23 protein-coding genes are annotated in these 24,935 nt (G+C 72.5%); 17 read left to right on the forward strand and 6 right to left on the reverse strand.

What is annotated here, in order from left to right:
• Window positions 1-95 precede the first annotated feature (95 nt).
• Together ACH4UM_RS33680 and ACH4UM_RS33685 are read left to right on the forward strand one after the other, a co-directional pair.
• The gene (locus ACH4UM_RS33680) at window positions 96-1,223 is read left to right on the forward strand and encodes an alpha/beta hydrolase (RefSeq protein ID WP_398187820.1); all 1,128 of its coding nucleotides are present in this window, start codon (window positions 96-98) and stop codon (window positions 1,221-1,223) included.
• A gap of 89 nt (window positions 1,224-1,312) precedes the next feature.
• Window positions 1,313-2,719, forward strand: coding sequence for a hypothetical protein (locus tag ACH4UM_RS33685; RefSeq protein ID WP_398187823.1), 1,407 nt, complete (start codon window positions 1,313-1,315; stop codon window positions 2,717-2,719).
• A 164-nt stretch (window positions 2,720-2,883) separates the two neighbouring features.
• Here ACH4UM_RS33685 and ACH4UM_RS33690 read toward each other — a convergent pair whose 3' ends face one another.
• Window positions 2,884-4,188 (reverse strand): PH domain-containing protein, encoded by a 1,305-nt coding sequence (locus ACH4UM_RS33690; RefSeq protein WP_398187948.1) that lies wholly within the window; start codon window positions 4,186-4,188, stop codon window positions 2,884-2,886.
• 182 nt (window positions 4,189-4,370) lie between these two features.
• Window positions 4,371-4,874 carry a PH domain-containing protein gene (locus ACH4UM_RS33695; RefSeq protein ID WP_398187826.1) on the reverse strand — a complete coding sequence of 168 codons (504 nt, stop codon included), beginning with the start codon at window positions 4,872-4,874 and terminating at the stop codon, window positions 4,371-4,373.
• Between the two features lie 31 nt (window positions 4,875-4,905).
• Here ACH4UM_RS33695 and ACH4UM_RS33700 point away from each other — a divergent pair, with 31 nt between their 5' ends.
• On the forward strand, window positions 4,906-6,057 hold the full coding sequence (locus ACH4UM_RS33700; RefSeq protein WP_398187829.1) for an NADH-quinone oxidoreductase subunit D: 1,152 nt from the start codon (window positions 4,906-4,908) through the stop codon (window positions 6,055-6,057).
• Here ACH4UM_RS33700 and ACH4UM_RS33705 read toward each other — a convergent pair.
• Window positions 6,022-7,002 (reverse strand): SAM-dependent methyltransferase, encoded by a 981-nt coding sequence (locus ACH4UM_RS33705; RefSeq protein ID WP_398187951.1) that lies wholly within the window; start codon window positions 7,000-7,002, stop codon window positions 6,022-6,024. The genes ACH4UM_RS33700 and ACH4UM_RS33705 overlap by 36 nt on opposite strands.
• A gap of 283 nt (window positions 7,003-7,285) precedes the next feature.
• On the opposite strand from ACH4UM_RS33705, the gene ACH4UM_RS33710 reads away from it, so the two are divergent.
• Window positions 7,286-8,491 (forward strand): sensor histidine kinase, encoded by a 1,206-nt coding sequence (locus ACH4UM_RS33710; RefSeq protein WP_398187832.1) that lies wholly within the window; start codon window positions 7,286-7,288, stop codon window positions 8,489-8,491.
• 137 nt (window positions 8,492-8,628) lie between these two features.
• Complete coding sequence (locus ACH4UM_RS33715; protein WP_398187954.1) at window positions 8,629-9,300, forward strand: response regulator; 672 nt, start codon at window positions 8,629-8,631, stop codon at window positions 9,298-9,300.
• 134 nt (window positions 9,301-9,434) lie between these two features.
• Here ACH4UM_RS33715 and ACH4UM_RS33720 read toward each other — a convergent pair whose 3' ends face one another.
• Window positions 9,435-10,541 carry a DUF5937 family protein gene (locus tag ACH4UM_RS33720; RefSeq protein ID WP_398187835.1) on the reverse strand — a complete coding sequence of 369 codons (1,107 nt, stop codon included), beginning with the start codon at window positions 10,539-10,541 and terminating at the stop codon, window positions 9,435-9,437.
• A 100-nt stretch (window positions 10,542-10,641) separates the two neighbouring features.
• On the opposite strand from ACH4UM_RS33720, the gene ACH4UM_RS33725 reads away from it, so the two are divergent.
• Window positions 10,642-10,857 (forward strand): hypothetical protein, encoded by a 216-nt coding sequence (locus ACH4UM_RS33725; protein WP_398187838.1) that lies wholly within the window; start codon window positions 10,642-10,644, stop codon window positions 10,855-10,857.
• On the opposite strand, the gene ACH4UM_RS33730 is transcribed toward ACH4UM_RS33725, so the two are convergent.
• Window positions 10,847-12,067 (reverse strand): threonine aldolase family protein, encoded by a 1,221-nt coding sequence (locus ACH4UM_RS33730; RefSeq protein ID WP_398187841.1) that lies wholly within the window; start codon window positions 12,065-12,067, stop codon window positions 10,847-10,849. The two genes, ACH4UM_RS33725 and ACH4UM_RS33730, sit on opposite strands and share 11 nt — an antisense overlap.
• 203 nt (window positions 12,068-12,270) lie before the next feature.
• Here ACH4UM_RS33730 and ACH4UM_RS33735 point away from each other — a divergent pair, with 203 nt between their 5' ends.
• The 10 genes from ACH4UM_RS33735 (at window position 12,271) to ACH4UM_RS33780 (ending at window position 21,259) form a co-directional block, all read left to right on the forward strand.
• Window positions 12,271-13,395, forward strand: a complete 1,125-nt coding sequence (locus ACH4UM_RS33735) for a Rossmann-like and DUF2520 domain-containing protein (RefSeq protein ID WP_398187844.1) — start codon at window positions 12,271-12,273, stop codon at window positions 13,393-13,395.
• A 181-nt stretch (window positions 13,396-13,576) separates the two neighbouring features.
• The gene (panC, locus tag ACH4UM_RS33740; protein WP_398187847.1) at window positions 13,577-14,578 is read left to right on the forward strand and encodes a pantoate--beta-alanine ligase; all 1,002 of its coding nucleotides are present in this window, start codon (window positions 13,577-13,579) and stop codon (window positions 14,576-14,578) included.
• Window positions 14,575-16,392, forward strand: a complete 1,818-nt coding sequence (locus ACH4UM_RS33745; RefSeq protein WP_398187850.1) for an L-aspartate oxidase — start codon at window positions 14,575-14,577, stop codon at window positions 16,390-16,392. The genes panC and ACH4UM_RS33745 overlap by 4 nt, the downstream gene beginning before the upstream one ends.
• 5 nt (window positions 16,393-16,397) lie before the next feature.
• Complete coding sequence (gene nadC, locus ACH4UM_RS33750) at window positions 16,398-17,381, forward strand: carboxylating nicotinate-nucleotide diphosphorylase (protein ID WP_398187852.1); 984 nt, start codon at window positions 16,398-16,400, stop codon at window positions 17,379-17,381.
• Window positions 17,382-17,386: 5 nt separating this feature from the next.
• The gene (locus ACH4UM_RS33755; protein WP_398187854.1) at window positions 17,387-18,184 is read left to right on the forward strand and encodes a type III pantothenate kinase; all 798 of its coding nucleotides are present in this window, start codon (window positions 17,387-17,389) and stop codon (window positions 18,182-18,184) included.
• Window positions 18,185-18,296: 112 nt separating this feature from the next.
• Complete coding sequence (locus tag ACH4UM_RS33760) at window positions 18,297-19,136, forward strand: hypothetical protein (RefSeq protein ID WP_398187857.1); 840 nt, start codon at window positions 18,297-18,299, stop codon at window positions 19,134-19,136.
• Between the two features lie 53 nt (window positions 19,137-19,189).
• Window positions 19,190-19,378, forward strand: a complete 189-nt coding sequence (locus tag ACH4UM_RS33765) for a hypothetical protein (RefSeq protein ID WP_398187860.1) — start codon at window positions 19,190-19,192, stop codon at window positions 19,376-19,378.
• A 162-nt stretch (window positions 19,379-19,540) separates the two neighbouring features.
• On the forward strand, window positions 19,541-20,119 hold the full coding sequence (locus tag ACH4UM_RS33770; protein ID WP_398187957.1) for a BlaI/MecI/CopY family transcriptional regulator: 579 nt from the start codon (window positions 19,541-19,543) through the stop codon (window positions 20,117-20,119).
• A 9-nt stretch (window positions 20,120-20,128) separates the two neighbouring features.
• Window positions 20,129-20,662 carry an amino-acid N-acetyltransferase gene (locus ACH4UM_RS33775; RefSeq protein WP_398187863.1) on the forward strand — a complete coding sequence of 178 codons (534 nt, stop codon included), beginning with the start codon at window positions 20,129-20,131 and terminating at the stop codon, window positions 20,660-20,662.
• Between the two features lie 261 nt (window positions 20,663-20,923).
• Entirely contained in the window at window positions 20,924-21,259 is a 336-nt protein-coding gene (locus ACH4UM_RS33780) for an Lsr2 family protein (protein ID WP_398187866.1), read from the forward strand.
• 20 nt (window positions 21,260-21,279) lie between these two features.
• On the opposite strand, the gene ACH4UM_RS33785 is transcribed toward ACH4UM_RS33780, so the two are convergent.
• The gene (locus ACH4UM_RS33785; protein ID WP_398187869.1) at window positions 21,280-21,891 is read right to left on the reverse strand and encodes an SCO3374 family protein; all 612 of its coding nucleotides are present in this window, start codon (window positions 21,889-21,891) and stop codon (window positions 21,280-21,282) included.
• Between the two features lie 441 nt (window positions 21,892-22,332).
• Between ACH4UM_RS33785 and ACH4UM_RS33790 the strand changes: the two genes are divergently transcribed.
• Window positions 22,333-24,858, forward strand: coding sequence for an ATP-dependent Clp protease ATP-binding subunit (locus ACH4UM_RS33790; RefSeq protein WP_398187872.1), 2,526 nt, complete (start codon window positions 22,333-22,335; stop codon window positions 24,856-24,858).
• Window positions 24,859-24,935: the final 77 nt, after the last annotated feature.

A 24,935-nucleotide genomic window follows, 5' to 3' on the forward strand; every position in this document is an offset into this window, starting at 1 on the left:
GGAAAGTCGGGTCAAAGGCCAGGGAAAGGCCGGGGCAAGTCTTCGCCAATGGAGCGGCGGCGGCCCGGGCGGGAAGTGCAGGCAGGAAAGAGCCCATGGGTCTCACGAGCAAAAAAGTGCTGGTACTGGCGGTGCTGTTCGCCGTGCTGCTGTTCGTCGCCACGGTGTGGCTCTGGCCGCGTCTGGCGCGGCGCAACTGGCGGGCCGTCAGCGGACGGGTAGGCATCCTGTTGGCCACCCAGGCCGCGATCTTCGCCTGCGTCGGCCTCGCCGCCAACCAGGCGTTCGGCTTCTACGCCAGCTGGGCGGACCTGTTCGGTCAGGAGACCGACCAGGGCGTCGTCGTCGACAACTCGGCCAACGGCGCCACCAGCGGCCCTCTGCAGGTGGTCGGCACGGAGCGGATAAAGATGTCGAACGGGACGCGGCCGCAGATCGCCGGCCAGATCCAGAAGGTCGACATCGTGGGCCGTACGACCCACATCGCCACGCCGGCGTACGTCTACCTGCCGCCGGAGTACTTCCAGCCGCAGTACCGCACGCGTACGTTCCCCGCCGCCGTGGTCCTCACCGGCTACCCGGGCACCGCCCACGCGCTGGTGAGCAAGCTGCAGTACCCGCGCACGGCCCAGGACCTCGCCAAGAGCGGGCGGATGCAGCCGATGATCCTGGTGATGCTCCGGCCGACGCTGGCGCCGCCGCGGGACACGGAGTGCGTGGACATTCCAGGCGGCCCGCAGACCGAGTCGTTCTTCGCCAAGGATCTGCCCGACGCCGTCCTCGCCCACTACCGGGTCGCGAAGAAGCCGAGCGGCTGGGGCATCGTCGGTGACTCCACGGGCGGTTACTGCGCCCTGAAGCTCGCCATTCACCACCCCGAGACATACGCCGCCGGGGCGGGACTCTCCGCGTACTACAAGTCGCCGATCGACCCCACGACGGGCGATCTGTTCCACGGGAACAAGAATCTGCAGAATCGTGCCGACCTGCTGTGGAGCGTCAAGCACCTGCCGGCGCCCGACACTTCGCTGCTGGTCACCAGCAGCAAGGTGGGCGAGGGCAACTACAAGGCCACGCTCAAGCTCATCGACGCGGTGAAGGCGACCGGCAAGACCCGGATCTCGTCGATCATCCTCAGCAGTGGCGGGCACAACTTCAACACCTGGCGGCGGGAGATTCCCCCGACGCTGCAGTGGATCAGCGGACGGCTGACGGACCGCTGAAAACGATCTTGTGAAAAGAGGTTCGGACATGGCTGTCTTTTTGCGGGGCGGGCCACCACGATTCGCCTACGCGCGGTAAGTTTCTGGCCATGCCACGTGGACGTCACCGCCATTCCCCGCCCTTGCACAGGCTGCTGCCTCCCACGGCGATCGCCGGCGTCTCCGTTGTGTGCGCCCTCGGCCCCTGGGTGTTCTCGGCGCCGATGGTGCTGCGCTCGCTCGCCGCGGCCGCCGCGGCGACGGCCGTCATCGGCGCGGTCGTCATGCGCCATTGGGACACACAGGCGGGCAGGCAGGTCGCCGACCTCGCACGCGCGCGTGCGAGCGACGAGTGGCGATTCGAGGAACGGGTCGCCGAACTCGAGACCGACCTCGAGGAGTCGCGTGAACTGCGCGTCCGGCTCGAGCAGAAGCTGCGGGCGAAGCGGGCGGAGCTGGCGGGGCTGCGCAACGAGCACGCGGCGCTGCTGCGGCGGTACGCCACGGCGGAGACCGAGCGCGCCAGCGCCCTGGAGGGCCGCCGCCTGCTGGAGATAGAGAACGTCTCCGACGCCCCCGCCCTGCCGCCCGCGGCGGCCGACCGGAACGCGGACCCCGACGCGGCGGCCCCAAAGGCCCCGCAGGCCACGGAGCCCGTGGAGACCACGGAGCCCGTGCAGACCACGGAGCCCGCGGAGGCACAGACCGCGAGCACCGAGGCCGCGGATGCCGGGCCCGCGCAGGAGGAACCGGCGGCCGTGGCTCCCGCCGTGTTCTCCCCGGAGGGGTCCCAGCTGTTCCTGCGCGCCAACGCCGCGCTCTCGCGGTTCGGCGCGGACGGCGACGGGACGCCGGAGGCGGAGGCGAAGAAGGCGGAGGCGCCGAAGGCCGAGCCGGCGGTCACGAAGGCCGACGCGGTCACGAAGGCCGACGCGGTCACCAAGGCCGACGCGGCGGCGGACGCCGAGGCGGAGTCCGCCAAGGAGCCCGGCCCCGGGAGGGACGGTGGCGCCGAGGCGTCCCCCGCGCGGGAGGACGAACCGCAGGGGCAGCCCGAGGCGGCCGACGCGCACGAGCACGCGGCCGCCGCCCCCACGACGGAGCCCGGCGAAGCGATCGGGCCGGCCGAAGTGACCGAGTCCGTCGAAGCGACGGAGCCGGCCGATCCGGCCGCCGAGCCGGCCAAGGCCGTGCAGCAGCCCTCTGGGCACTTCACCGTGCCGACCGCGGTGGCCGTCGTCCCGGCCGCGCCCGCGCGCCGTCCGGTGGTCGAGGGCGGGTTCGACTTCTTCGGTACGCAGAAGGGATCGCCGTCCGCCGCCCTGGAGGCCGTCCAGAACGAGGACCTCGCCGACGTCGTGGGCCAGGAGGCGCTCGCCCTGCACAAGGCCGACGCCGAGTCGCAGTACAAGCCGGCCGACGCCCACTCCCGGGCCGTGGGCCAGGTCATCGACCTGACGGCTCACGACGAGACCGAACAGATCGACATACAGGGCCTGCGGACCGCGGCCTCCTGAGTGCGGGCCACGGGACCACGGGACTCCGGGACTTCGAATCCCGGGACCGCGGTACCCGGGAGCACGGGAACGGAACAGCGACCTGCACCACGGGCGCGGCACCAGGTGCCGCGCCCGTCCCGCTTGTCCGGAGGGTGGCCGGGGCCCGGTCCGGAAGAGGGGCCCTAAGCCATCCACCGGTCCGGCCGCGCGCTCCTGCGCCCCGTGCGCGACCTGTCCGCCTGCGCCCGGAGCAGTTCCGCGGCCTCCTGTGCGTCCCGCAGGCGGGCCGTCACCGTCTTGTCGGCCCCGGTGTCCACGTGCACGTCGGCGACGCCCCACGCGCGCTTCCACGGCCCCTGCGTGAGGCGCACGCTCTGCACCTTGGCGTGCGGCACCAGTGCGATCCGGCGCCGCAGCAGCCCGTACCGCGCGGCGAACACCGTGTCGGTGACGGCGATTCCGTACCCCCGCCACCGCACCGGTGCACACCACCGGGCGCGCCGGGGCGGTCGTACCGGCGCGGAGGTCCCCGGCACCGCCTGCGGGAGTACTCGTGCGATCAACGACTCGGCGACCTCGCGCGGGGCGACCGGAAGCAGCACCGAGTTCGACGACCCGGCCACGTCCAGTTCGACCCGTACCCAGCCGCGCCGCCGCCACAGCAGCGGCTCCACGATCCGTACGGTCTGGACCCGCCCGGGCGGCACCGTCTCGTGGGTGCGGTCTAGCAGCCCCCGGTCGATCCGCAGTCCGTCGGGCGACTCGCCCACCGTCCAGTCGTACGCACTCATGAAGCGCCCCGCGCTGCCCGTCACGGCCCCGCCCAGCAACGGCACCGCGGTCGCGAGCACCGTCCACAGGCTGTGGGTGGCCAGCCACAGCAGTGGCGGTACGACGATCGCGGCGGTCAGCGACGTCCAGGTCGCGCCGATCAGAAGCAGCGACACCGCGATCATGCGCGGGGGGACGCGCACGAGCTCGCGCGCGGGAGCCTCACCGACCTCGTGCGCGGTCTCGGGGGCGAAGCCGGCCGCCCGCGCGAGCAGTTCGGCCCGCAGGGCCCTGGCCTCGTCCTCGCCGAGGAAGGCGAGTTCGTCCTTCTTGGCCGTCCCTATGACGTCGAGCTTGAGCTTCGCGACGCCCGCGACCCGTGCGAGCAGCGGCCGGGTGACGTCGACGGCCTGGATCCGCTCCAGCCGGATGTGCGCGGTGCGGCGGAACAACAGGCCGGTGCGGATGCGCAGTTCGCTGCCGGTCACCGCGAAGTGCGTGAACCACCAGGACAGGAAGCCGTGGAGGGCGGCCGCCGGGACGAGTACCGCCAGTCCGATCAGCAGCGTGGTCGTCGTCAGCCGCGCCAGCTGGTGCTGCGCCTGGTCGGGGTCGTGCGCGGCCCAGCCCGCGAGCACGGCGACCGGCGCCCACGCCCGCCTGAGGGGTGTCACGGGGTGCAGCCGCCGTTCGATCACGGGCCGCTCGTCGCGCACGGCGCCCGCGCCGGCGGGCGCGTCACCGGAACGCTCTTCGCTGACGGGTCCGGCGCCGGGTCCGGCGCCGGAAGACAGCTCGCTGCGGGGCTCCTCGCCGTGACGCCCGTCGCCGTGACGCCCCTGTGCGGCCGGCCCGCCCCCGAGGTCCCTCGCTACGGCCTCCTCGCCCCCCGCCGCCGTCACAGTCCCGCCGATCGGGCCTCGCCGAGTTCGGTGAGCCGGTCGCGCAGCCGTTCGGCCTCGGCCGGACGGAGGCCGGGAATGGTCGCGTCGGTCGCGGCGGCTGCCGTGTGCAGCTGGACGGTGGCCAGCCCGAAGTGCCGCTCGACGGGCCCGGAGGTGACCTCGACCAGCTGCATCCGCCCGTACGGCACGACGGTCTCCTCGTGCCACAGCACGCCCCGGCTGATCAGCAGGTCGTCGGCGCGCTCGGCGTACCGCCAGGAGCGCCAGTTGCGGCCGAGCAGCACCCAGCCCCAGGCCATCAGCGCCAGCGGCAGCAGCGCGAAGGCCGACCAGGCCGGACCGGCCAGCAGTCCGGGCAGCAGCCCCGCCGCCAGGGCCGGCAGGCTCAGCCACACCACCAGCAGCAGCCGTCGCATCCGCAGCAGGCCCGGCGGCAGCGCGGTCCAGGCCGGCTCACCCCCGGTCGTCCGTTCGCTTCCCAGGCTCCCCGTTTCCATGGGGCAAGCGTACGTAGGGGAGACTGTGCACATGACTCCTACGACGGAGACCATGGTCGGGATCGGCGGCGCCGCGGAGAGCACCGACATGGTGCTCAACATCGGGCCCCAACACCCGTCCACGCACGGTGTGCTGCGGCTGAAGCTGGTGCTGGACGGCGAGCGCATCACACGCGCGGAGCCGGTGATCGGCTATATGCACCGCGGTGCGGAGAAGCTCTTCGAGGCGCGTGACTACCGGCAGATCATCATGCTCGCCAACCGTCACGACTGGCTGTCGGCCTTCTCGAACGAGCTGGGCGTGGTCCTCGCGGTGGAGCGGATGCTCGGCATGGAGGTCCCCCCGCGCGCGGTGTGGACGCGCACGCTGCTCGCGGAGCTGAACCGGGTGCTCAACCATCTGATGTTCCTCGGCTCCTATCCGCTGGAGCTGGGCGGCATCACGCCGGTCTTCTACGCCTTCCGGGAGCGGGAGGTCCTCCAGAACGTCATGGAGGAGGTCTCCGGCGGACGGATGCACTACATGTTCAACCGGGTCGGCGGCCTCAAGGAGGACCTGCCGGCCGGGTGGGCCAGGCGCGCGCGTGCCGCCGTCGCCGCCGTCCGCTCACGCATGGACGTCTTCGACGACCTCGTGCTGGGCAACGAGATCTTCCGGGGGCGTACGCGGGGCGTGGGCGAGCTCACGCCCGGGGCCGTGCACGCCTACGGCGTGAGCGGCCCGATCGCGCGCGCCTCGGGCGTCGACTTCGACCTGCGCCGCGACGAGCCGTACCTGGGGTACGGGGAGCTGCAGGACGTCCTCAAGGTGGTCACCCGGCGGGAGGGCGACTGTCTCGCCCGCTTCGAGTGCCTGCTGGAGCAGACCCACAACGCGCTCGACCTCGCCGACGCGTGCCTGGACCGGCTGGCCGGGCTGCCGCCCGGCCCGATCAACCAGCGGCTGCCCAAGGTCCTCAAGGCGCCCGAGGGGCACACGTACGCGTGGACCGAGAACCCGCTCGGCATCAATGGCTACTACCTGGTCAGCAAGGGCGAGAAGACGCCGTACCGGCTGAAGCTGCGCTCGGCCTCGTACAACAACATCCAGGCGCTCGCCGAGCTGCTGCCGGGGACGCTGGTGGCGGACATGGTGGCGATCCTGGGGTCAATGTTCTTCGTGGTCGGGGACATCGACAAATAGGGCCGCCGCGTCCCCTGCCGGGACGCCGGCCGGCTGCAGCAGCCAGCCGAAGTCGCCGAGTCCCCCCGCCGCGGTGAGCTCGGCGGCCTCACCGGCGCGCGCGAGGGCGCGTACATACTCCGCGGGGCTCGTCGAGGCGAGGGTGAGCGAGGGGCGTGCGCCGGTGACACCGAGGGCGCGCAGGGCATCGCGCTGGGTCAGGAGACGGGCGCCCGGGGGCACGTACGCGGCGCACGCGTCCAGGGCGACGTGCGCCGTGATGTCGCACGATCCGTCCGGAACGGGAGCGGTCTCGCGTCCTTCCCGGAAGCCGGTGAGAGTACCGAACGGCGGTCGCGCCCCGGCGGTGTGCGCGTAGTCGACGGCGACCGCGAGGCCCCGCTCCACGCGGGAGACAGCCTCGGCCCAGGCGGCGTCCCTGGTCAGTCCGATCTCCGCGCGCAGGCCCTGCTCGGCGGGCAGCGGCCACCAACGCGCCAGCCACTTTGCCTCGGCACCCGCCACCGGCCCACCGAGCCGCTCGGTGCCGTCCCGCCGTACCAGAACGCGCCGCGTGACGCCGGCGGAATCCACCTCCGCCACCTCCACCGGCACGTTGTCCAGCCATTCGTTGGCGAACAGCAGTCCGGTGATCCCGCGCGGGGGCTCGGCCCGCCACTCGATCCGGTGGTCCAGACCCTCCGGGCGGCCGGCGATCTCGACGGCATGCACGCGCGCGCGTGCGGCCACCTCGGCGGGCAGCGCGGCCAGCACCCCGGCGGCCAGCTCGCCCCGCCCGGCCGCCATGTCGACGAAGTCGAGGTTGGCCGGGCGTCCCAGCGCCCCGTCGACCCGGCACAGCAGCCGCGCCACGGCCCCCGCGAACAGCGGCGAGGCGTGCACGGACGTACGGAAGTGACCGGCCGGTCCCTCGGGACGCCGGTAGAAGCCGTCCGGCCCGTACAGCGCCTCCTCGGCCGCGGCCCGCCAGCCGCGCCACTCGTCCTCCGCGTCGGCCGCGGTGCCGCCCGCCCTGCCGTTCGCCGAGTCGTCCGCCCCGCCGTTCGCCGAGTCGTCCGTCACGCCGCCGGCCGCGCCGCCCGCCGCGTCGCCCTCTGTGTCGTCCGCCACCCCGCCAGACTAGGCGCACAGGTGATCACAGCCTCCACCTTGGGGAGTACGAGGGCCGAGCGCGGATCGGTCCTCCGGTTGACCCCTGCACCTATCTCGCTTCCCTACTCTGGGTTACGTGCAGCGCCTCTATGACTTCCTCCGCAGGCACCCGATGTGGGTCGACGGCTCCTGGGCCCTCGTCCTGCTCGGGATCTCCGGCGTGAGCGTATCGAGCGTCAACGGGGCGCCGGACCACCACGGATCGCTCGGTGCCGCACTCGCGGTGTCCGTCGTGCTGGGCGCGGTCGTCGCACTGCGCCGCCGGATGCCGGAGAAGATGCTGCTGCTGGCGGCGGCGACGGGCGTGGCGCAGCTGGTGCTGGACGTCGAGACGACGGTCGCCAACTTCGCCATGCTGGTGATCATCTACACGGTCGCCGCCATCGGCGCCCGCTGGGCCTCCCGGTTCGCCCTGGTGGGCGGGCTGTGCGCGGCGACTCTCGCGCAGATCCGCTGGCCGCAGCAGCACTCGAGCGCCGTGGGCAACGTCGCGATAGCCGTCTTCCAGACGGTGCCCTTCGCCCTCGCCTGGGTGCTCGGTGACTCCATGCGCACCCGTCGCGCCTACTTCGCGCAGCTGGAGGAGCGCACCGCCCGTCTGGAGAAGGAGCGCGAGGCGCAGGCCAAGGTGGCGGTCGCCGCCGAGCGCGCCCGGATCGCGCGCGAGCTGCACGACGTGGTCGCGCACAACGTGTCCGTGATGGTGGTCCAGGCCGACGGCGCCGCCTACGTCCTGGACGCGGCGCCCGACCAGGCGAAGAAGGCCCTGGAGACCATCTCCTCAACCGGCCGCCAGGCCCTTGCCGAGATGCGCCGCCTGCTGGGCGTGCTGCGCACCGGCGAGCACCAGGAGGGCGGCGAGTACGTGCCGCAGCCCGACGTGGAGCAGATCGAGGATCTCGTCGAGCAGTGCCGGGGCTCCGGACTGCCCGTGGACTTCAAGGTCGAGGGGACCCCGCGCCCGCTGCCCAGCGGGGTCGAGCTCACCGCGTACCGCATCGTGCAGGAGGCCCTCACCAACACCCGCAAGCACGGCGGGCCGAACGCGGGTGCGAGCGTGCGCCTGGTCTACTTCGACGACGGTCTCGGCCTGCTCGTCGAGGACGACGGCAAGGGTGCCCCGCACGAGTTGTACGAGGAGGGCGGCGCCGACGGCCGGGGCCACGGCCTGATCGGCATGCGGGAACGCGTCGGCATGGTCGGCGGCACGCTGGACGCGGGCCCCCGCCCCGGTGGAGGCTTCCGCATCAGCGCCTTGCTGCCGCTCAAACCGGCGCACTGACGCCGATGCACGTCCCTGCTGACGCCTGTCACGCCTCCGCCGGGCGCGCTGGTGAGGAAGAACCCGACCCGCCGATGACGAACCGCACCCGACCGGACAACGAACGGCACCCGCCGATGACGAACGAGAGGACCCCGATGACGATCCGCGTGATGCTCGTCGACGACCAGGTGCTGCTGCGCACCGGATTCCGGATGGTGCTCGCCGCCCAGCCGGACATGGAGGTCGTCGCCGAGGCGGGCGACGGCGTCGAGGCCCTCCAGGTGCTCCGCGCGACCGCCGTCGACGTGGTGCTGATGGATGTGCGCATGCCGAAGCTGGACGGCGTGGAGACCACCCGCCGCATCTGCTCCGAGCCCGACCCGCCGAAGGTGCTGATACTGACCACCTTCGACCTCGACGAGTACGCCTTCTCCGGGCTGAAGGCGGGCGCCTCCGGATTCATGCTCAAGGACGTGCCGCCCGGCGACCTGCTCGCCGCGATCCGTGCCGTGCACAGCGGCGATGCCGTCGTCGCGCCCTCCACCACCCGCCGGCTGCTCGACCGGTTCGCGCCGATGCTGCCCACCGCCGGCAAGGAGCCCCAGCACAAGGAGCTGGAGCGGCTCACCGAGCGCGAGCGCGAGGTCATGATCCTGGTCGCGCAGGGCCTGTCGAACGGCGAGATCGCCGCCCGGCTGGTGCTGTCCGAGGCGACCGTGAAGACCCACGTGGGCCGCATCCTGACCAAGCTGGGCCTCAGGGACCGGGTACAGGTCGTGGTCCTCGCCTACGAGACGGGGCTCGTCCGGGCCGGCGGACACGGCTGACCGCCCGCGCGGGTGCCGGTGGCGTCGGTAGGGTCTCCGCATGCTCCTGTGGATCAACGGCCCCTTCGGGGGCGGCGATCCGTCGGATCGGCGTCCGGCACATCCGGTTCGACCGACCCGGACGCGCCAAGCCGTCAGCGCAGTATCCCCTCGAGGAAGTCGCTGCCCAGCCGGGCCACCATCGCCACGTCCAGCTGGTGGTAGACATACCGCCCCCGGCGCCGGGTGCTGACCAGACCCGCCTTCTTGAGCACGCTCAGGTGCCGGGATATCTCGGGCGCGGTCATGCCGTGCACCTGGGTCAGCTCGCCGGTGGTGAACGCACTGCGCGCCAGGCTGCGGCACAGCCGCATCCGCACCGGGTGGGACAGGGCGGTCATCCGCAGGGTCAGCTGCTCCACCGAGGGCGGCGAGGTCAGCTCCGGGGAGCCCACCGGGTAGTGCAGCACCGGCTGCCAGCCGTAGCGGTGCAGGACCATCAGATGGGGCCAGCCGAGGCTCGTGGGGACGAGCAGCAGGCCGCCGTCCGCCGTGGCCGTACGGCCCTCGCCGAGCTTGTCGACCGTGATCCGGTCGGCCGCCTCGTCCAGGGCGACCGCCGGGGACACCGCCGCCAGCGCCTCGGCCAGGCCCTTGCGGCGCAGCAGCTCCGTCTTGTGGCGGGCGTCGGCCGCGAGCTGGTGCCGCAGCCGGGACCAGGTCTCGGCGAAGAACGCCTCGTCGCAGTCCTGGAGGAACTGCCGCAGCCAGGCCCGGATGCGCGGCGGGTCGGCCAGCAGCCGCTCGCTGAAGCGCACCTGCTGCGGCCCGCGCGCGGCGGCCAGCTCCAGGGCGCGGCGGCGCAGCGCGGAGTCGGCGAGCGGGCCGGGGCCCGGAGCGCCGTACGGCAGGGCACAGGTGAACTCCAGGGCCGCGTCCACGAACTGCTCGTCCGACAGCTTGTCGAGCAGGTCCAGCTCCTCGGCGAGGTTCTGGCCGGGCAGGGCGGTCCCGCCGGGCACGCCCGCGTACGGCAGGAAGAGGTCCGAGAACGTCGCCCGCCACAGGAAGTCGGCCTCGCACATCCGGTCCGCCAGGTGCGAGTCCAGCCGGGCGGTCACGCCTGTCACCCAGCCCTGCAGCCCGGGGTGGTGCCCCGGCTCGGACAGCGCGTGCAGCGCCATGCACAGCTCGGCCAGGGGGGAGGTCACGACGGCGACCCTCTCCGGCCGCAGCCCCGCGATGTCGATGCGCACGCTCATGCCCCCATGGTGCACGCCCCCACTGACAACGCGGCCGTCGTTTGACGGCGGCCGTCGATCGACGGGACTTCGGCGGCGCACTGGCGCAACCTGGGACGGCATGAGCATCACCCAGCAGTACGCCCTCGACGTCCACCGCGCCCGGCAGCACGGCGAGCCCGCCCCGCCCGCGCCCGGCGCCCACGACCGGCAGGTGGTGCGCGGACTGCGCGACCACCGGCGCTTGCGGGCGGTACTGGCGGGCCGCCCGGCCCAGGGCCGGCTGCGCCGGTCCCTGGGCCGGTGGGCGCGCCCGCGGCCGCGGGCTACTCGCTGACCTCCTCGCCCGCGTCCTGCCTCAGCCGGGCGGCGAACTCCGCGACCGCCGCCCGCACGTCGTCCGCCGTCCACTCCAGGCCGGCGGCCCGCACATGGACCTCGGTGAAGGCGAGCCCCGGCCCCCTGGCCTCCCAGCCGGCCGCGAAGAGCATCGTCCCCGTCTCCTCGGCCGTCCGGATCGCGGCCCGGGCGAGGATGTCGGGGTCGTAAGGCAGCCAGACCTGGAACTCGTTGGTGTGCGGTTCGGCCGGGTTCAGACGCGTCCAGGGCAGCCCGGCCGCCGCGAACCCCTCGCGCAGGGCGGCGGCCACCACGCGCGCGTGCCGCACGTAGCCGGGCAGGCGGGGCAGCTCCCGCTCGAGCCCGGCCAGGGCCGACAGGGCCGTCGGGAACTGCTGGAAGACGTTGCCGCCGTAGCGGTGCCGCCAGGCCCTGGCCTCCTCGACCAGCTCCTTCGGGCCCGCGAGCGCCGCGCCGCCGTAGCCGTCGAGGGACTTGTAGAACGACACGTAGACGCTGTCGGCGAGGTCCGCGATCTGCGTCAGCGGACGGCCGAAGTGGACGGTGGACTCCCACAGGCGGGCCCCGTCGAAGTGCACCACGGCGTCCCGCTCGCGTGCTGCCTCCACGACCGCCACCAGCTCCTCCCAGGAGGGCAGGAGGAAACCGGCGTCCCGCAGGGGCAGTTCGAGCATCAGCGCCCCGAAGGGCTCGTCGAGGCCGTGCACCTCCTCGGCGGTCGGCAGCCGCGGCTCGCTCGTCACCCGTACCGGGCGCAGACCGGCGACCTGGCTGAAGGCATGCCGTTCGTGCACCTCGGGATGGGCCAGGGCGTGCAGCGCGACCGCCGGGTTGCCGGTGCGGCCCGCCCAGCAGCGCAGCGCGACCTGCTGGGCCATCGTGCCGGTCGGGAAGAAGGCGGCGGCCTCCTTGCCGAGCAGGTGGGCGACCTTCTCCTCGAGGGCCTCGACGACGCCGTTGCCGTACATGTCCGACGACTCGTCGAGGTCGTAGAGGTCCGCCGCACCGTCCAGGAGCGCGAGCCGCTCCCGTAGCGTCCCCAGGTACCCAGGGCGCGCGAGCACACGCTCCGCGCTCCGGTACGCGCCTGTGCGCCGTTCGCGAAGCCGCTCGCGAAGCCGCTCGCGCCGTTCCTCGTCCGGGACCCGCTCTTCCTGTCCTGCGCCCTGCTCCGCCGTATCGCTCATGTTCCGGATCATCGCGTGTGCCGGCCGGGCCCGGCACACGGATTTCCGGTGCCGCGATCTCGGGTGCCGCGGTTTCCGGTGCCGCGAGGAGTGCGGTACCCCACAGCCTGTGGACGGCCGAACCCCGCCCGGACCGATAGCGTTAACATGACGAGAAATCGTCCGGTACCCGGAGCGGACTGGAACGGGAAGGCCACCGTCGCGTGAGTACAAGCCAACAGCCAGACCCCAGGGACCGTCCCGCGCGGCTCACCGTCGGCGTCGTCGGCGCCGGCCGGGTGGGCCCCGCGCTCGCCGCGTCCCTCCAGCTCGCCGGGCACCGTCCGGTGGCCGTCTCCGGGGTCTCCGACGCCTCCAGACGGCGCGCCGGGCTGATGCTCCCCGAGGTCCCCCTGGTGCCGCCCGCCGAGGTGCTCCAGCGGGCCGACCTGGTGCTCCTGACCGTCCCCGACGACGCCCTGCCCGGGCTGGTCGAGGGCCTCGCCGGGACCGGCGCCGTGCGGCCCGGACAGCTTCTCGTGCACACCTCCGGACGGTACGGCGCGAAGGTGCTGGACCCCGCCCTGCGCGCGGGCGCGCTGCCGCTGGCCCTGCACCCCGCGATGACCTTCACCGGCACGCAGGTGGACGTGCAGCGCCTGGCCGGTTGCTCCTTCGGGGTCACCGCTCCCGGGGAGCTGCGGATGGCCGCCGAGGCGCTGGTCATCGAGATGGGCGGCGAGCCGGAGTGGATCGCCGAGGAGATGCGGCCGCTCTACCACGCGGCGCTCGCGCTGGGCGCCAACCATCTGGTGACGCTGGTCGCCCAGTCCATGGAGCTGCTGCGCGCGGCGGGCGTCGTGGCCCCCGACCGGATGCTCGGCCCACTGCTCGGCGCCGCCCTGGACAACGCCCTGCGCTCCGGCGACGCGGCCCTGACCGGCCCCGTCGCGCGCGGGGACGCGGGCACGGTCGCCGCCCATGTCACCGAGCTGCGCCGGCACGCCCCGCATACCGTGGCCGGCTATCTGGCGATGGCCCGCGCCACCGCCGACCGCGCGCTCGCCCACGGCCTGCTGGTGCCCGAGCTGGCCGAGGACCTGCTGGATGTCCTCGCGGACGGGGCGGCGGGGGCCGCCGGAACCCGTGAGGGGCACAGGGCCGGGGGAACCGGCGGGGCTCGCACCGACCGCACCGGCGGCAGCCCCGGCACTGACAGCGAGGGCGGCCCCGGCCCCGCCGGCCCCGCCGGCCCCGCCGGCGGCACCGACGGCACCGACAGCGCCGACCGCACGGACGGCGGCGACAGCGCCGACCGCACCGACGGCGGCGAAGGAGAGGGCCGATGACCCGCGCTGCGCACGCGACGAGCGGGGTGGTGCGCGCACCTGCCGGGAACCCGGCAGGTCCCGCGGACGCCGGAAGCCCGGCGGGCCCCGCACGCGTCGGGCACCCGACGAGCCGGGTGGCGCCGGCCGACGCACCGGAGGGCCGCCCGGTGACACCGGCGCCCGGGAACGGAGACGCCCGATGACCACAGTTCTGCTGCGCACCGCCGACGAGCTGCACGCGCGCGTGCGCACCGGCCGCCGTGCCGTCGTGATGACCATGGGCGCCCTGCACGAGGGCCACGCCACCCTGATCCGGGCGGCCCGCGAGATCGCGGGCCGCGAGGGCGAGGTCGTCGTCACCGTCTTCGTCAACCCGCTGCAGTTCGGGGCGGGCGAGGACCTGGACCGCTATCCGCGCACCCTGGACGCCGACCTCAAGGTCGCCGAACAGGCCGGTGCCGACGCCGTGTTCGCCCCCGCCGCCGAGGAGGTCTACCCGGGCGGCGAGCCCGAGGTCCGCATCACCGCCGGGCCCATGGGCGAACGCCTGGAGGGCGCCTCGCGCCCCGGCCACTTCGACGGCATGCTCACCGTGGTCGCCAAGCTGCTGCACCTCACCCGCCCCGACGTGGCCCTGTACGGCCAGAAGGACGCCCAGCAGCTCGCCCTGATCCGCCGCATGGTGCGCGATCTCGACTTCGGCGTGGAGATCGTCGCCGTACCGACCGTGCGGGAGGACGACGGCCTGGCCCTGTCCAGCCGCAACCGCTACCTCTCGGCCCGGGAGCGGCGCACCGCCCTCGCCCTGTCCCAGGCCCTGTTCGCGGGCCGTGACCGGCACGCGGCCCAGGAGGCGCTGCGCGCGAGGGCCCGCGAAGTGCCCTCCACGCGTGCGCGTGCCGAGGCGCTCAGCGCGCTCGGGGAGTCCCGCGCCGCCGCCGACGCCGCCGCCGTCGCCAAGGCGTCCCCCGGTGCGGCCGCCGCCGTCCGCGCGGCCGCCCGCCTCGTCCTGGACGAGGCGGCCCGTCTCGACCCGCCTCTCGAACTCGACTACCTGGCGCTCGTCGCCCCGTCGGACTTCACCGAGATCGACGACGACTTCACCGGCGAGGCCGTCCTCGCCGTCGCCGCCCGGGTGGGCACCACCCGGCTGATCGACAACCTGCCCCTCACCTTCGGAAACTTCGGAGCCGCCTCGTGACCAGCACAGGCATACGACTGCACGCGCCCGCGCCCGGGTGGTCCATCTCAGCGGACGTCGTGGTCGTCGGCTCCGGCGTGGCCGGCCTGACCGCGGCCCTGCGCTGCGAGGCCGCCGGCCTGACGACGGTCGTCGTCACCAAGGCCCGCCTCGACGACGGCTCCACCCGCTGGGCCCAGGGCGGCATCGCCGCGGCCCTCGGCGAGGGCGACACCCCCGAGCAGCACCTGGACGACACCCTGGTGGCCGGCGCGGGCCTGTGCGACGAGGAGGCCGTACGGATCCTCGTCACCGAGGGCCCCGACGCGGTACGGCGGCTCATCTCCACCGGCGCGCACTTCGACACCGACGACGGGGGAGACATCCAGCTCACCCGCGAGGGCGGCCACCACCGCCGCCGCATCGCCCACGCGGGCGGCGACGCGACCGGCGCGGAGATCTCCCGCGCGCTCGTGGAGGCGGTACGCGCGCGTGGCCTGCGCACCATCGAGAACGCGCTCGTCCTGGACCTGCTCACGGACGCCGAGGGCCGTACCGCCGGCGTGACCCTGCACGTCATGGGCGAGGGCCAGCACGACGGCGTGGGCGCCGTGCGCGCGCCCGCCGTGGTACTCGCCACCGGCGGCATGGGCCAGGTCTTCTCGGCCACCACCAACCCCTCGGTGTCCACCGGCGACGGCGTCGCCCTCGCCCTGCGCGCGGGCGCGGAGGTCTCCGACCTGGAGTTCGTGCAGTTCCACCCGACCGTGCTCTTCCTCGGCGCGGACGCCGAGGGCCAGCAGCCCCTGGTCTCCGAGGCGGTGCGCGGCGAGGGCGCCCACCTGGTCGACGCCGACGGCGTGCGCTTCATGGTGGGCCGGCACGAACTGGCCGAACTGGCGCCCCGGGACATCGTCGCCAAGGGCATCATGCGCCGGATGCAGGAGCAGGACGCCGAGCACATGTTCCTCGACGCCCGGCACTTCGGCGCGGACATGTGGGAGCACCGCTTCCCGACGATCCTGGCCGCCTGCCGGGCCAACGGCATCGACCCCGTCACCGAGCCCGTCCCCGTGGCCCCGGCCGCCCACTACGCCTCCGGGGGCGTGCGCACCGACTCCCACGGCCGCACCACCGTGCCCGGCCTGTACGCGTGCGGCGAGGTCGCCTGCACCGGCGTGCACGGTGCCAACCGGCTCGCCTCCAACTCCCTGCTGGAGGGCCTTGTCTACGCCGAGCGCATCGCCGTGGACATCGCGCGGGAGCAGTCGGAGAACGGCCTGCAGGCGCGCGTGCCGCAGCCCGTTCCGTACTCCGAGAAGCCCGCGGACCCCCTGCTGGCCCCCGAGGCCCGGTTCACGATCCAGCGGATCATGACGGAGGGCGCGGGCGTGCTGCGCTCGGCCGAGTCCCTCGAGAAGGCCGCCGGGCAGCTCCGGCTGCTGCACACCGAGGCCCGTGGCGCCCTCGACGAGAACGGCAAGACCGCCGAACCCGGCGTCGACACCTGGGAGGCCACCAACCTCCTGTGCGTGGCCCGCGTCCTGGTCGCCGCCGCCCAGCTGCGCGAGGAGACCCGCGGCTGCCACTGGCGCGAGGACCACGCCGAGCGCGACGACGTGCACTGGCGCCGCCACATCGTCGTACGGCTGAACCCGGGCCTCGCGCCCGTCTCCCGCCATCATCCCTCCAACGAGGTTCCCCCGGTGCCTGACGCCTCGGGGCGCCCCCATCGCGCCGCATCCGCTGAATTCGCCGTGCACACCACGGACACCGCGGACTTCCCCCCGACCCGCCCCGGGGCCCCCGCGCCCCGGCGTCCCCAGGAGCAGTGACACAAGTGAGCACCGAAGACCTTCCCCTCGCCTCGAACGGCGGCTGCTGCGGCGGCGACGGCTGCGCCTGCGGCGCGGACGCCGACGAGGAGTACCTGGAGTGCGGGCTCGACCCCGCGCTCGCCCAGCTCCTGGCCGACGCCGGACTCGACCCCGTGGAGGTCGAGGACATCGCCAACGTCGCCATCCAGGAGGACCTGGACCACGGCGTGGACGTGACGACGGTCGCGACCATCCCCGAGACCGCCGTCGCCACCGGCGACTTCACCGCCCGCGAGGCGGGCGTGGTGGCCGGTCTGCGCGTCGCCGAGGCCGTGCTCTCGGTCGTCTGCGCCGACGAGTTCGAGGTCGAGCGGCACGTCGACGACGGCGACCGGGTGCAGCCCGGGCAGAAGCTGCTGTCGGTCACCACGCGCACGCGCGACCTGCTGACCGCCGAACGCAGCGCGCTGAACCTGCTGTGCCGCCTGTCCGGCATCGCGACCGCCACGCGCGCGTGGGCGGACGCACTGGAGGGCACCAAGGCCAAGGTGCGCGACACCCGCAAGACCACCGCGGGCCTGCGCTCCCTGGAGAAGTTCGCCGTCCGGTGCGGCGGTGGCGCGAACCACCGCATGTCGCTCTCCGACGCGGCCCTGGTCAAGGACAACCACGTGGTGGCCGCCGGCGGCGTCGCAGCGGCCTTCAAGGCCGTACGGGAGGCCTTCCCGGAGGTGCCCGTCGAGGTCGAGGTCGACACCCTGCACCAGCTGCGCGAGGTCGTCGACGCCGGCGCCGACCTGATCCTGCTGGACAACTTCACGCCCGGCGAGTGCGAGGAGGCCGTGGCGATCGTCGACGGCCGCGCGCTGCTGGAGGCCTCGGGCCGGCTCACCCTGGACAACGCCAGGGCGTACGCCGAGACCGGCGTCGACTACCTGGCCGTGGGGGCCCTGACCCACTCCTCGCCGATCCTGGACATCGGCCTGGACCTGCGCGAGGCGGAGTAGCGGCCATGCTCCTGACGATCGACGTCGGCAACACGCACACGGTCCTCGGCCTGTTCGACGGGGAGGACATCGTCGAACACTGGCGCATCTCCACGGACTCCCGCCGCACGGCCGACGAACTGGCCGTGCTCCTGCAGGGCCTGATGGGCATGCACCCGCTGCTCGGCGACGAGCTGGGCGACGGCATCGACGGCATCGCGATCTGCGCGACCGTGCCGTCGGTGCTGCACGAGCTGCGCGAGGTGACGCGGCGCTACTACGGCGACGTGCCGGCCGTCCTGGTGGAGCCGGGCGTCAAGACGGGTGTGCCGATCCTCACCGACAACCCCAAGGAGGTCGGCGCGGACCGCATCATCAACGCGGTCGCGGCCGTCGAGCTCTACGGCGGTCCCGCGATCGTCGTGGACTTCGGTACGGCTACGACGTTCGACGCGGTGTCCGCGCGCGGGGAGTATGTCGGCGGCGTCATCGCCCCCGGCATCGAGATCTCCGTCGACGCCCTCGGCGTCAAGGGCGCGCAGCTGCGGAAGATCGAGGTGGCCCGGCCGCGCAGCGTGATCGGCAAGAACACGGTCGAGGCCATGCAGGCGGGCATCGTCTACGGGTTCGCCGGGCAGGTCGACGGGGTCGTGAGCCGCATGGCCCGGGAGCTGGCCGGCGACCCGGACGACGTGACGGTGATCGCGACGGGCGGGCTGGCGCCGATGGTGCTCGGGGAGTCCTCCGTGATCGACGAGCACGAGCCGTGGCTCACGCTCATCGGACTGCGGCTGGTCTACGAGCGGAACGTCTCGCGCATGTGAGACGTCCGGGGTGCGGCCGGCACACGCACACGCACACGCACGCGAACGCCACACCGCACGCCACGCCCGCGCTTATGTCGAATTTGTCTGATTAGCGCGTATCGTCGCCCCTATGCCCACGCCATACGGAACCCGCGGCGGCATGGCGTTCGGCGCGGAGGAGCTGCGTGTGCTCCGCCGCGCCCTCGCCCTCGCCCTTCATTCCCGTCCCGTCCGCACCGAGGACGTGCAGGACTGTCTCCGGCTCGCAGAGTCGCTCGACGAGGCGATGCGCGAGGGTGCCCGGTTGCGTGCGTTCCTGGTCGCCGACCTCGCCCGGTACCGCGACGCCCTCCCCGGCACGGCCGCCGGGTACTTCGCGCTCCTGTCCGAGGCGCTGGAGGCCGGTCACGAGCCCGGCCCCGACGACCTCGCCGCCCTGCGTGCCCTGCGCGGCAACCCGACCGCGGCCGCGCTCCTGCGCCGCTGCCGGACGCCTGCCGCGCCGGCCGTGTCCGACCCGCCGGCCGCATCCGACCCGCCGGCCGTTCCGGCCACCTCAGCCGTCCCCGGCGCCCTTCCCGCCCCGGGCCCGTTCCCCGACCCCGACCCCGACCCCGCCCAGGCCCCCGTCCCCACGGTTCCGGCCTCCCGCGGCCCCTTGCGGCCCGTCCAGCCGGTCCGGCCCGCTCGTTGCGTCCAGCCGTTCCAGGGGCTCCTCGGTGGTCTGCCGGGCGTCCGGGCGGTCCAGACGGCCCGGACGGCCGAGGACGGCGATTCCGGCAAGGAGCCCGCCAAGAAGCCGGCGCCGAAGCCCGCCGAGCGTCCGGCCCCGGCGCAGCCCGGCCCGGCGCCCGCCCCGGGAACCCCTAAGCCGGCCCGGCGCCCCATCCCCACGCCGGGCGAGGTGTTCCCGCGCCGCAAGCCCGCCCCGCCGTCCGGAAGCGTGCGGAAGCGACTCGCCGCCGTGTAGCGCCCGGGCCACCCCGCCCCTGTTCGTCCCGCCGCCCTGGCTACTCTGGAGCCATGGACTACGTCTCCGCACTCGTCCCGCCGGTCGTCATGGCCGTGTTCTTCGTCGCTCTGGTCAGGGTGATCGTGAAGACCCAGGGCGGGGCCGCCAAGGCCAAGGAGGACGCGGCCGTCGACGCCGCCATCGCGCGTGCGCAGAGCGGCCCGCAGGCCACCGGCGGCACCGCACCCACCGACGCCTGACCCGGCGTACGGCTTCCGCACGGGCCCACCGTGCCAGGGAGCCGTACGCCCCTTTTGTTCGCGTTTGTTGCTGAAAGTGCCCGTCCGGCACGCCATTGTGGACATCTCCCACTATTGTTCTGAGCTGTGCCTCGCCCATTGGGAGAACTCGAAGACGCGGTCATGACGCGGGTGTGGAAGTGGAACCGCCCGGTGACCGTTCGAGAAGTCCTGGAAGACCTTCAGCGGGAGCGGTCCATCGCGTACACCACGGTGATGACCGTTTTGGACAACCTCCATCAGAAGGGCTGGGTGCGCCGCGAAGCCGAGGGCCGGGCCTATCGATATGAGGCGGTCTCCACCCGGGCCGCCTATGCGGCCGCACTGATGAACGACGCCTGGTCCCAGAGCGACAACGCCGCGGCCGCCCTCGTTGCCTTCTTCGGGATGATGAGCGACGAACAGCGGCAGGCACTGCGGGACGCGGTGCGGATCGTCGAAGGCACCACCACGGGCATCACCGAAGCGACCCCCGAAGGCGCGACCGAAGACGCGACCGAAGACGCGACCGAAGCCGGAACCGAAGCCGGAACCGAAGCCGGAACCGACGGCGGCGCCGAAGACGCCGGCGAAGTGACGCGCGAAGTGACCGGCGGCGAAGTGACGGGCGAAGTCCCGGATACCCTCGGCCCGGATACCGCCCGAGCCGCCGAAACCCATGACGAGAACCCCGGCTCAGCGCAGGGCGGCCGCGGGCGATAGCGTCCGCCCATGTCCGCAGAGCGTCCCGAAGCCACCGCAAAAGCCGTCACCGTCCGGCGGGCCAGGACCAGCGATGTTCCGGCCGTGCGCCGGCTGCTGGACGCCTACGCCCGCGAGCGCATCCTGCTCGACAAAGCGACGGTGACGCTTTACGAGGACATCCAGGAGTTCTGGGTCGCCGAACGGGACGACAACGCCGAGGTCGTCGGCTGCGGCGCGCTGCACGTCATGTGGGAAGACCTGGCGGAAGTGCGCACTCTCGCCGTGAAGCCGGGGCTGAAGGGCGCCGGCGTCGGCCACCAGTTGCTGGAGAAGTTGCTGCAGACCGCGCGCTGGCTCGGTGTTCGCCGCGTTTTCTGCCTGACCTTCGAAGTCGACTTCTTCGGGAAGCACGGCTTCGTGGAGATCGGCGAGACGCCCGTCGACACCGATGTCTACGCGGAGCTGATGCGTTCCTATGACGAGGGCGTCGCGGAGTTCCTCGGTCTCGAACGAGTGAAACCGAACACCTTGGGCAACAGCCGGATGCTTCTGCATCTGTGATCGTCAAGGACCGCCGGGCATCCGCATCGGCAAGCCGGTGCAAGCCGTATTCCGCCCGGCCGGCCATGCCCGCGTTCCCTATGTCCGAAACGCGCATGTTTCCGGTCGCGGTGAGAGGCCGGTCTCTCCCCAGGGGTTTGTGTTTTTCCCGCAAAAGCGGTTTGCTTTCCGACGTACTGCAGTACTGCATATAACAGGGGATGGCGAAACGGCGGACGCCGAGCAGCCCCGGCCCTCACGTTATCGATGAAAGGAAATCCGGTGGCACAGAAGGTTCAGGTCCTTCTTGTCGACGACCTCGACGGCGGCGAGGCGGACGAGACCGTGACGTTCGCGCTGGACGGCAAGACGTACGAGATCGATCTCACCACCGCCAATGCGGACAAGCTCCGTGGCCTTCTCGAGCCGTACGTCAAGGGTGGCCGTCGTACCGGAGGCCGCGCTTCTGGCGGCCGTGGAAAGGCACGTGCTTCTGCGGGCGGCAGCCAGGACACCGCGCAGATCCGCGCCTGGGCGAAGGAGAACGGCTACGAGGTCAACGACCGCGGCCGTGTTCCCGCGTCCATCCGCGAGGCCTACGAGAAGGCCAACGGCTGACGCACGGCCGGCGAAAAGGCCTAGGAGAAAGCGAGCGGCTGGGCGCACGCGCGCAGCAGCCGGGCCCGGTGGCACTGTGTCGCGGCCGTGGCCACCAGTCGCACGAGATCGGGGACGCCCCCAAGGCTCCCCGCGGCCGACAGCGTCGGCAGCGAGGCCTCGACCTCGCACCCAGGCTCGGGGGGCCGCAGCCATACGGCGGCCCCCTGTGAACCCCGGCTGCCCCGGGGAAGCGGCCGCGCTCCGGCCGCCCCCGTTCCGGGAGGCGGCGGCGCGTCCATCAGCGTGCCCGCGCCCAGCGCCACCAGGTCCAGGTCCAGCGCCCCCCACTCGAGCCACTCGAGCAGCCCGGGCAGTTCCTCCGCGCTGCCCGCGGCCACCAGCAGCCGCATCCGGTCCGCCTGCACGGCCACCGGGGAGCCGGGCTCCAGGTGGCGCAGCGCCGCCCGCCCCGCCTCTACCGGCAGGTCCAGGACGTCGAAGCGGCGGCCCACGACAAGTCGTACCGGCGCTCCGGGCACCGTCGTCCATCCCAGTTCGTTCTCGTACCAGTGCCGCGCCCGGTCGTCGGGATCGGGCGGCTGGCGTGGAAGAGGAATCGGGAGAGGAACCGTGGAGAGGCTGCCGACCATGCCAAGCGCAACCGCCGAAAACGGCCGCAGGTTACGCTGGGTTGCTGTTCGAGTTCGCAGAGTATCGAACGCGGGGGCGTGCGGGGGTGGGAGGGGGCGCAAGGTTGTTCGCCCATAGCGGAGGGAACCGGGGTGCGCGGCATGGAGTGTCAGTCCGTACGGGTAAGACATCCCTAGTGGGAGGGGGCGACACGCAGGCCGCACCCGGGCAAAGGAGTCTCACGTTCGCCATCGGCGTACTGGCGACTGGGGTAACTGCCTGGCCTGCGGGAACATCGTCTCGCACCATCGGGTTGGAGCAGATGTCGGCGTTCGGGGTCAGGAGGCCATCGACGGTGTCGGCAGTTGGAATGAGCGGTCCCCGCTTGCGGGACTAAGCTGCGGAAGGACAGGGAGGGGAAGTTCCCCCCACTGCCTGACCGCTCTGAGGAGCGATTAACGATGTTCGAGAGGTTCACCGACCGCGCGCGGCGGGTTGTCGTCCTGGCTCAGGAAGAAGCCCGGATGCTCAACCACAACTACATCGGCACCGAGCACATCCTCCTGGGCCTGATCCACGAGGGTGAGGGTGTCGCCGCCAAGGCCCTTGAGAGCCTCGGGATTTCGCTCGAGGCGGTCCGCCAGCAGGTGGAGGAGATCATCGGCCAGGGCCAGCAGGCCCCGTCCGGGCACATTCCCTTCACCCCCCGTGCCAAGAAGGTCCTGGAGCTGTCGCTCCGCGAGGCCCTTCAGCTGGGCCACAACTACATCGGCACGGAGCACATCCTGCTCGGCCTGATCCGTGAGGGCGAGGGCGTCGCCGCCCAGGTCCTGGTCAAGCTGGGCGCTGATCTCAACCGGGTGCGGCAGCAGGTGATCCAGCTGCTCTCCGGTTACCAGGGCAAGGAGACCGCCGCCGCCGGCGGCCCTGCCGAGGGCACCCCCTCGACGTCCCTGGTCCTCGACCAGTTCGGCCGGAACCTCACCCAGGCCGCTCGTGAGTCCAAGCTCGACCCGGTCATCGGGCGCGAGAAGGAGATCGAGCGGGTCATGCAGGTGCTCTCCCGCCGTACCAAGAACAACCCGGTGCTGATCGGTGAGCCCGGCGTCGGCAAGACCGCCGTCGTCGAGGGCCTCGCTCAGGCCATCGTCAAGGGCGAGGTGCCCGAGACCCTCAAGGACAAGCACCTCTACACCCTGGACCTCGGCGCCCTGGTCGCCGGCTCCCGCTACCGCGGTGACTTCGAGGAGCGCCTGAAGAAGGTGCTCAAGGAGATCCGCACCCGCGGCGACATCATCCTGTTCATCGACGAGCTCCACACGCTGGTCGGTGCGGGTGCCGCCGAGGGCGCCATCGACGCGGCCTCCATCCTGAAGCCGATGCTGGCCCGCGGTGAGCTGCAGACCATCGGTGCCACCACCCTGGACGAGTACCGCAAGCACCTGGAGAAGGACGCGGCCCTGGAGCGCCGCTTCCAGCCCATCCAGGTCGCCGAGCCGTCCCTGCCCCACACGATCGAGATCCTCAAGGGCCTGCGCGACCGTTACGAGGCGCACCACCGCGTCTCCATCACCGACGAGGCGCTGGTCCAGGCCGCCACCCTGGCCGACCGGTACATCTCGGACCGCTTCCTGCCGGACAAGGCGATCGACCTGATCGACGAGGCCGGTTCCCGGATGCGCATCCGCCGGATGACCGCGCCGCCGGACCTGCGCGAGTTCGACGAGAAGATCGCCGCCGTCCGCCGGGACAAGGAGTCCGCGATCGACTCGCAGGACTTCGAGAAGGCCGCCTCCCTGCGCGACAAGGAGAAGCAGCTCCTGGCCGCGAAGGCCAAGCGGGAGAAGGAGTGGAAGGCCGGCGACATGGACGTCGTCGCCGAGGTCGACGGCGAGCTGATCGCCGAGGTCCTCGCCACGGCCACCGGCATCCCGGTCTTCAAGCTGACCGAGGAGGAGTCCAGCCGCCTGCTCCGCATGGAGGAGGAGCTGCACAAGCGGGTCATCGGCCAGAACGACGCCGTCAAGGCGCTGTCGAAGGCGATCCGCCGTACGCGCGCGGGTCTGAAGGACCCGAAGCGTCCGGGTGGCTCGTTCATCTTCGCCGGCCCGTCCGGTGTCGGTAAGACCGAGCTGTCCAAGGCGCTCGCGGAGTTCCTCTTCGGCGACGAGGACGCGCTGATCTCCCTTGACATGTCGGAGTTCAGCGAGAAGCACACGGTCTCCCGTCTCTTCGGTTCGCCCCCCGGTTACGTGGGCTACGAGGAGGGCGGCCAGCTGACGGAGAAGGTGCGCCGCAAGCCGTTCTCGGTGGTCCTCTTCGACGAGGTGGAGAAGGCCCACCCGGACATCTTCAACTCGCTGCTGCAGATCCTGGAGGACGGCCGCCTGACCGACTCCCAGGGCCGGGTCGTGGACTTCAAGAACACGGTCATCATCATGACGACCAACCTCGGCACCCGGGACATCTCCAAGGGCTTCAACCTGGGCTTCGCGGCCTCGGGTGACACGAAGACCAACTACGAGCGCATGAAGAACAAGGTGTCGGACGAGCTCAAGCAGCACTTCCGCCCCGAGTTCCTCAACCGCGTCGACGACGTGGTGGTCTTCCCGCAGCTCACCCAGGCGGACATCCTGCGGATCGTCGACCTGATGATCGGCAAGGTGGACGAGCGCCTGAAGGACCGGGACATGGGCATCGAGCTCTCCCAGTCCGCCAAGGAGCTGCTGGCCAAGAAGGGCTACGACCCCGTCCTGGGCGCCCGGCCGCTGCGCCGGACGATCCAGCGCGAGATCGAGGACTCGCTCTCGGAGAAGATCCTCTTCGGCGAGCTGCGCCCCGGTCACATCGTGGTCGTGGACACCGAGGGCGAGGGCGAGACCAAGACCTTCACCTTCCGGGGTGAGGAGAAGTCGGCCCTGCCGGACGTCCCGCCGATCGAGCAGGCGGCCGGCGGAGCCGGGCCGAACCTGAGCAAGGACGCCTGACCGCCGCGCTCGGCCTGAACCGAAGGGGGCTGCCCCGGGACCTGAGTCCCGGGGCAGCCCCTTTTGCGGTGCGCTTC

Origin of the sequence: Streptomyces sp. NPDC020801, from assembly GCF_044334385.1 — a bacterium.
Lineage (GTDB): Bacteria > Actinomycetota > Actinomycetes > Streptomycetales > Streptomycetaceae > Streptomyces.

Excerpts from the sequence above, each read along its gene's own strand:
- ACH4UM_RS33680 (WP_398187820.1), top strand. The coding sequence starts at position 96 with ATGGGTCTCACGAGCAAAAAAGTGCTGGTACTGGCGGTGCTGTTCGCC.
- ACH4UM_RS33685 (WP_398187823.1), top strand. The coding sequence starts at position 1,313 with ATGCCACGTGGACGTCACCGCCATTCCCCGCCCTTGCACAGGCTGCTG.
- ACH4UM_RS33695 (WP_398187826.1), bottom strand. The coding sequence starts at position 4,874 with ATGGAAACGGGGAGCCTGGGAAGCGAACGGACGACCGGGGGTGAGCCG.
- ACH4UM_RS33700 (WP_398187829.1), top strand. The coding sequence starts at position 4,906 with ATGACTCCTACGACGGAGACCATGGTCGGGATCGGCGGCGCCGCGGAG.
- ACH4UM_RS33715 (WP_398187954.1), top strand. The coding sequence starts at position 8,629 with ATGACGATCCGCGTGATGCTCGTCGACGACCAGGTGCTGCTGCGCACC.
- ACH4UM_RS33720 (WP_398187835.1), bottom strand. The coding sequence starts at position 10,541 with ATGAGCGTGCGCATCGACATCGCGGGGCTGCGGCCGGAGAGGGTCGCC.
- ACH4UM_RS33725 (WP_398187838.1), top strand. The coding sequence starts at position 10,642 with ATGAGCATCACCCAGCAGTACGCCCTCGACGTCCACCGCGCCCGGCAG.
- ACH4UM_RS33730 (WP_398187841.1), bottom strand. The coding sequence starts at position 12,067 with ATGAGCGATACGGCGGAGCAGGGCGCAGGACAGGAAGAGCGGGTCCCG.
- panC (WP_398187847.1), top strand. The coding sequence starts at position 13,577 with ATGACCACAGTTCTGCTGCGCACCGCCGACGAGCTGCACGCGCGCGTG.
- ACH4UM_RS33755 (WP_398187854.1), top strand. The coding sequence starts at position 17,387 with ATGCTCCTGACGATCGACGTCGGCAACACGCACACGGTCCTCGGCCTG.
- ACH4UM_RS33760 (WP_398187857.1), top strand. The coding sequence starts at position 18,297 with ATGCCCACGCCATACGGAACCCGCGGCGGCATGGCGTTCGGCGCGGAG.
- ACH4UM_RS33765 (WP_398187860.1), top strand. The coding sequence starts at position 19,190 with ATGGACTACGTCTCCGCACTCGTCCCGCCGGTCGTCATGGCCGTGTTC.
- ACH4UM_RS33770 (WP_398187957.1), top strand. The coding sequence starts at position 19,541 with ATGACGCGGGTGTGGAAGTGGAACCGCCCGGTGACCGTTCGAGAAGTC.
- ACH4UM_RS33775 (WP_398187863.1), top strand. The coding sequence starts at position 20,129 with ATGTCCGCAGAGCGTCCCGAAGCCACCGCAAAAGCCGTCACCGTCCGG.
- ACH4UM_RS33785 (WP_398187869.1), bottom strand. The coding sequence starts at position 21,891 with ATGGTCGGCAGCCTCTCCACGGTTCCTCTCCCGATTCCTCTTCCACGC.
- ACH4UM_RS33790 (WP_398187872.1), top strand. The coding sequence starts at position 22,333 with ATGTTCGAGAGGTTCACCGACCGCGCGCGGCGGGTTGTCGTCCTGGCT.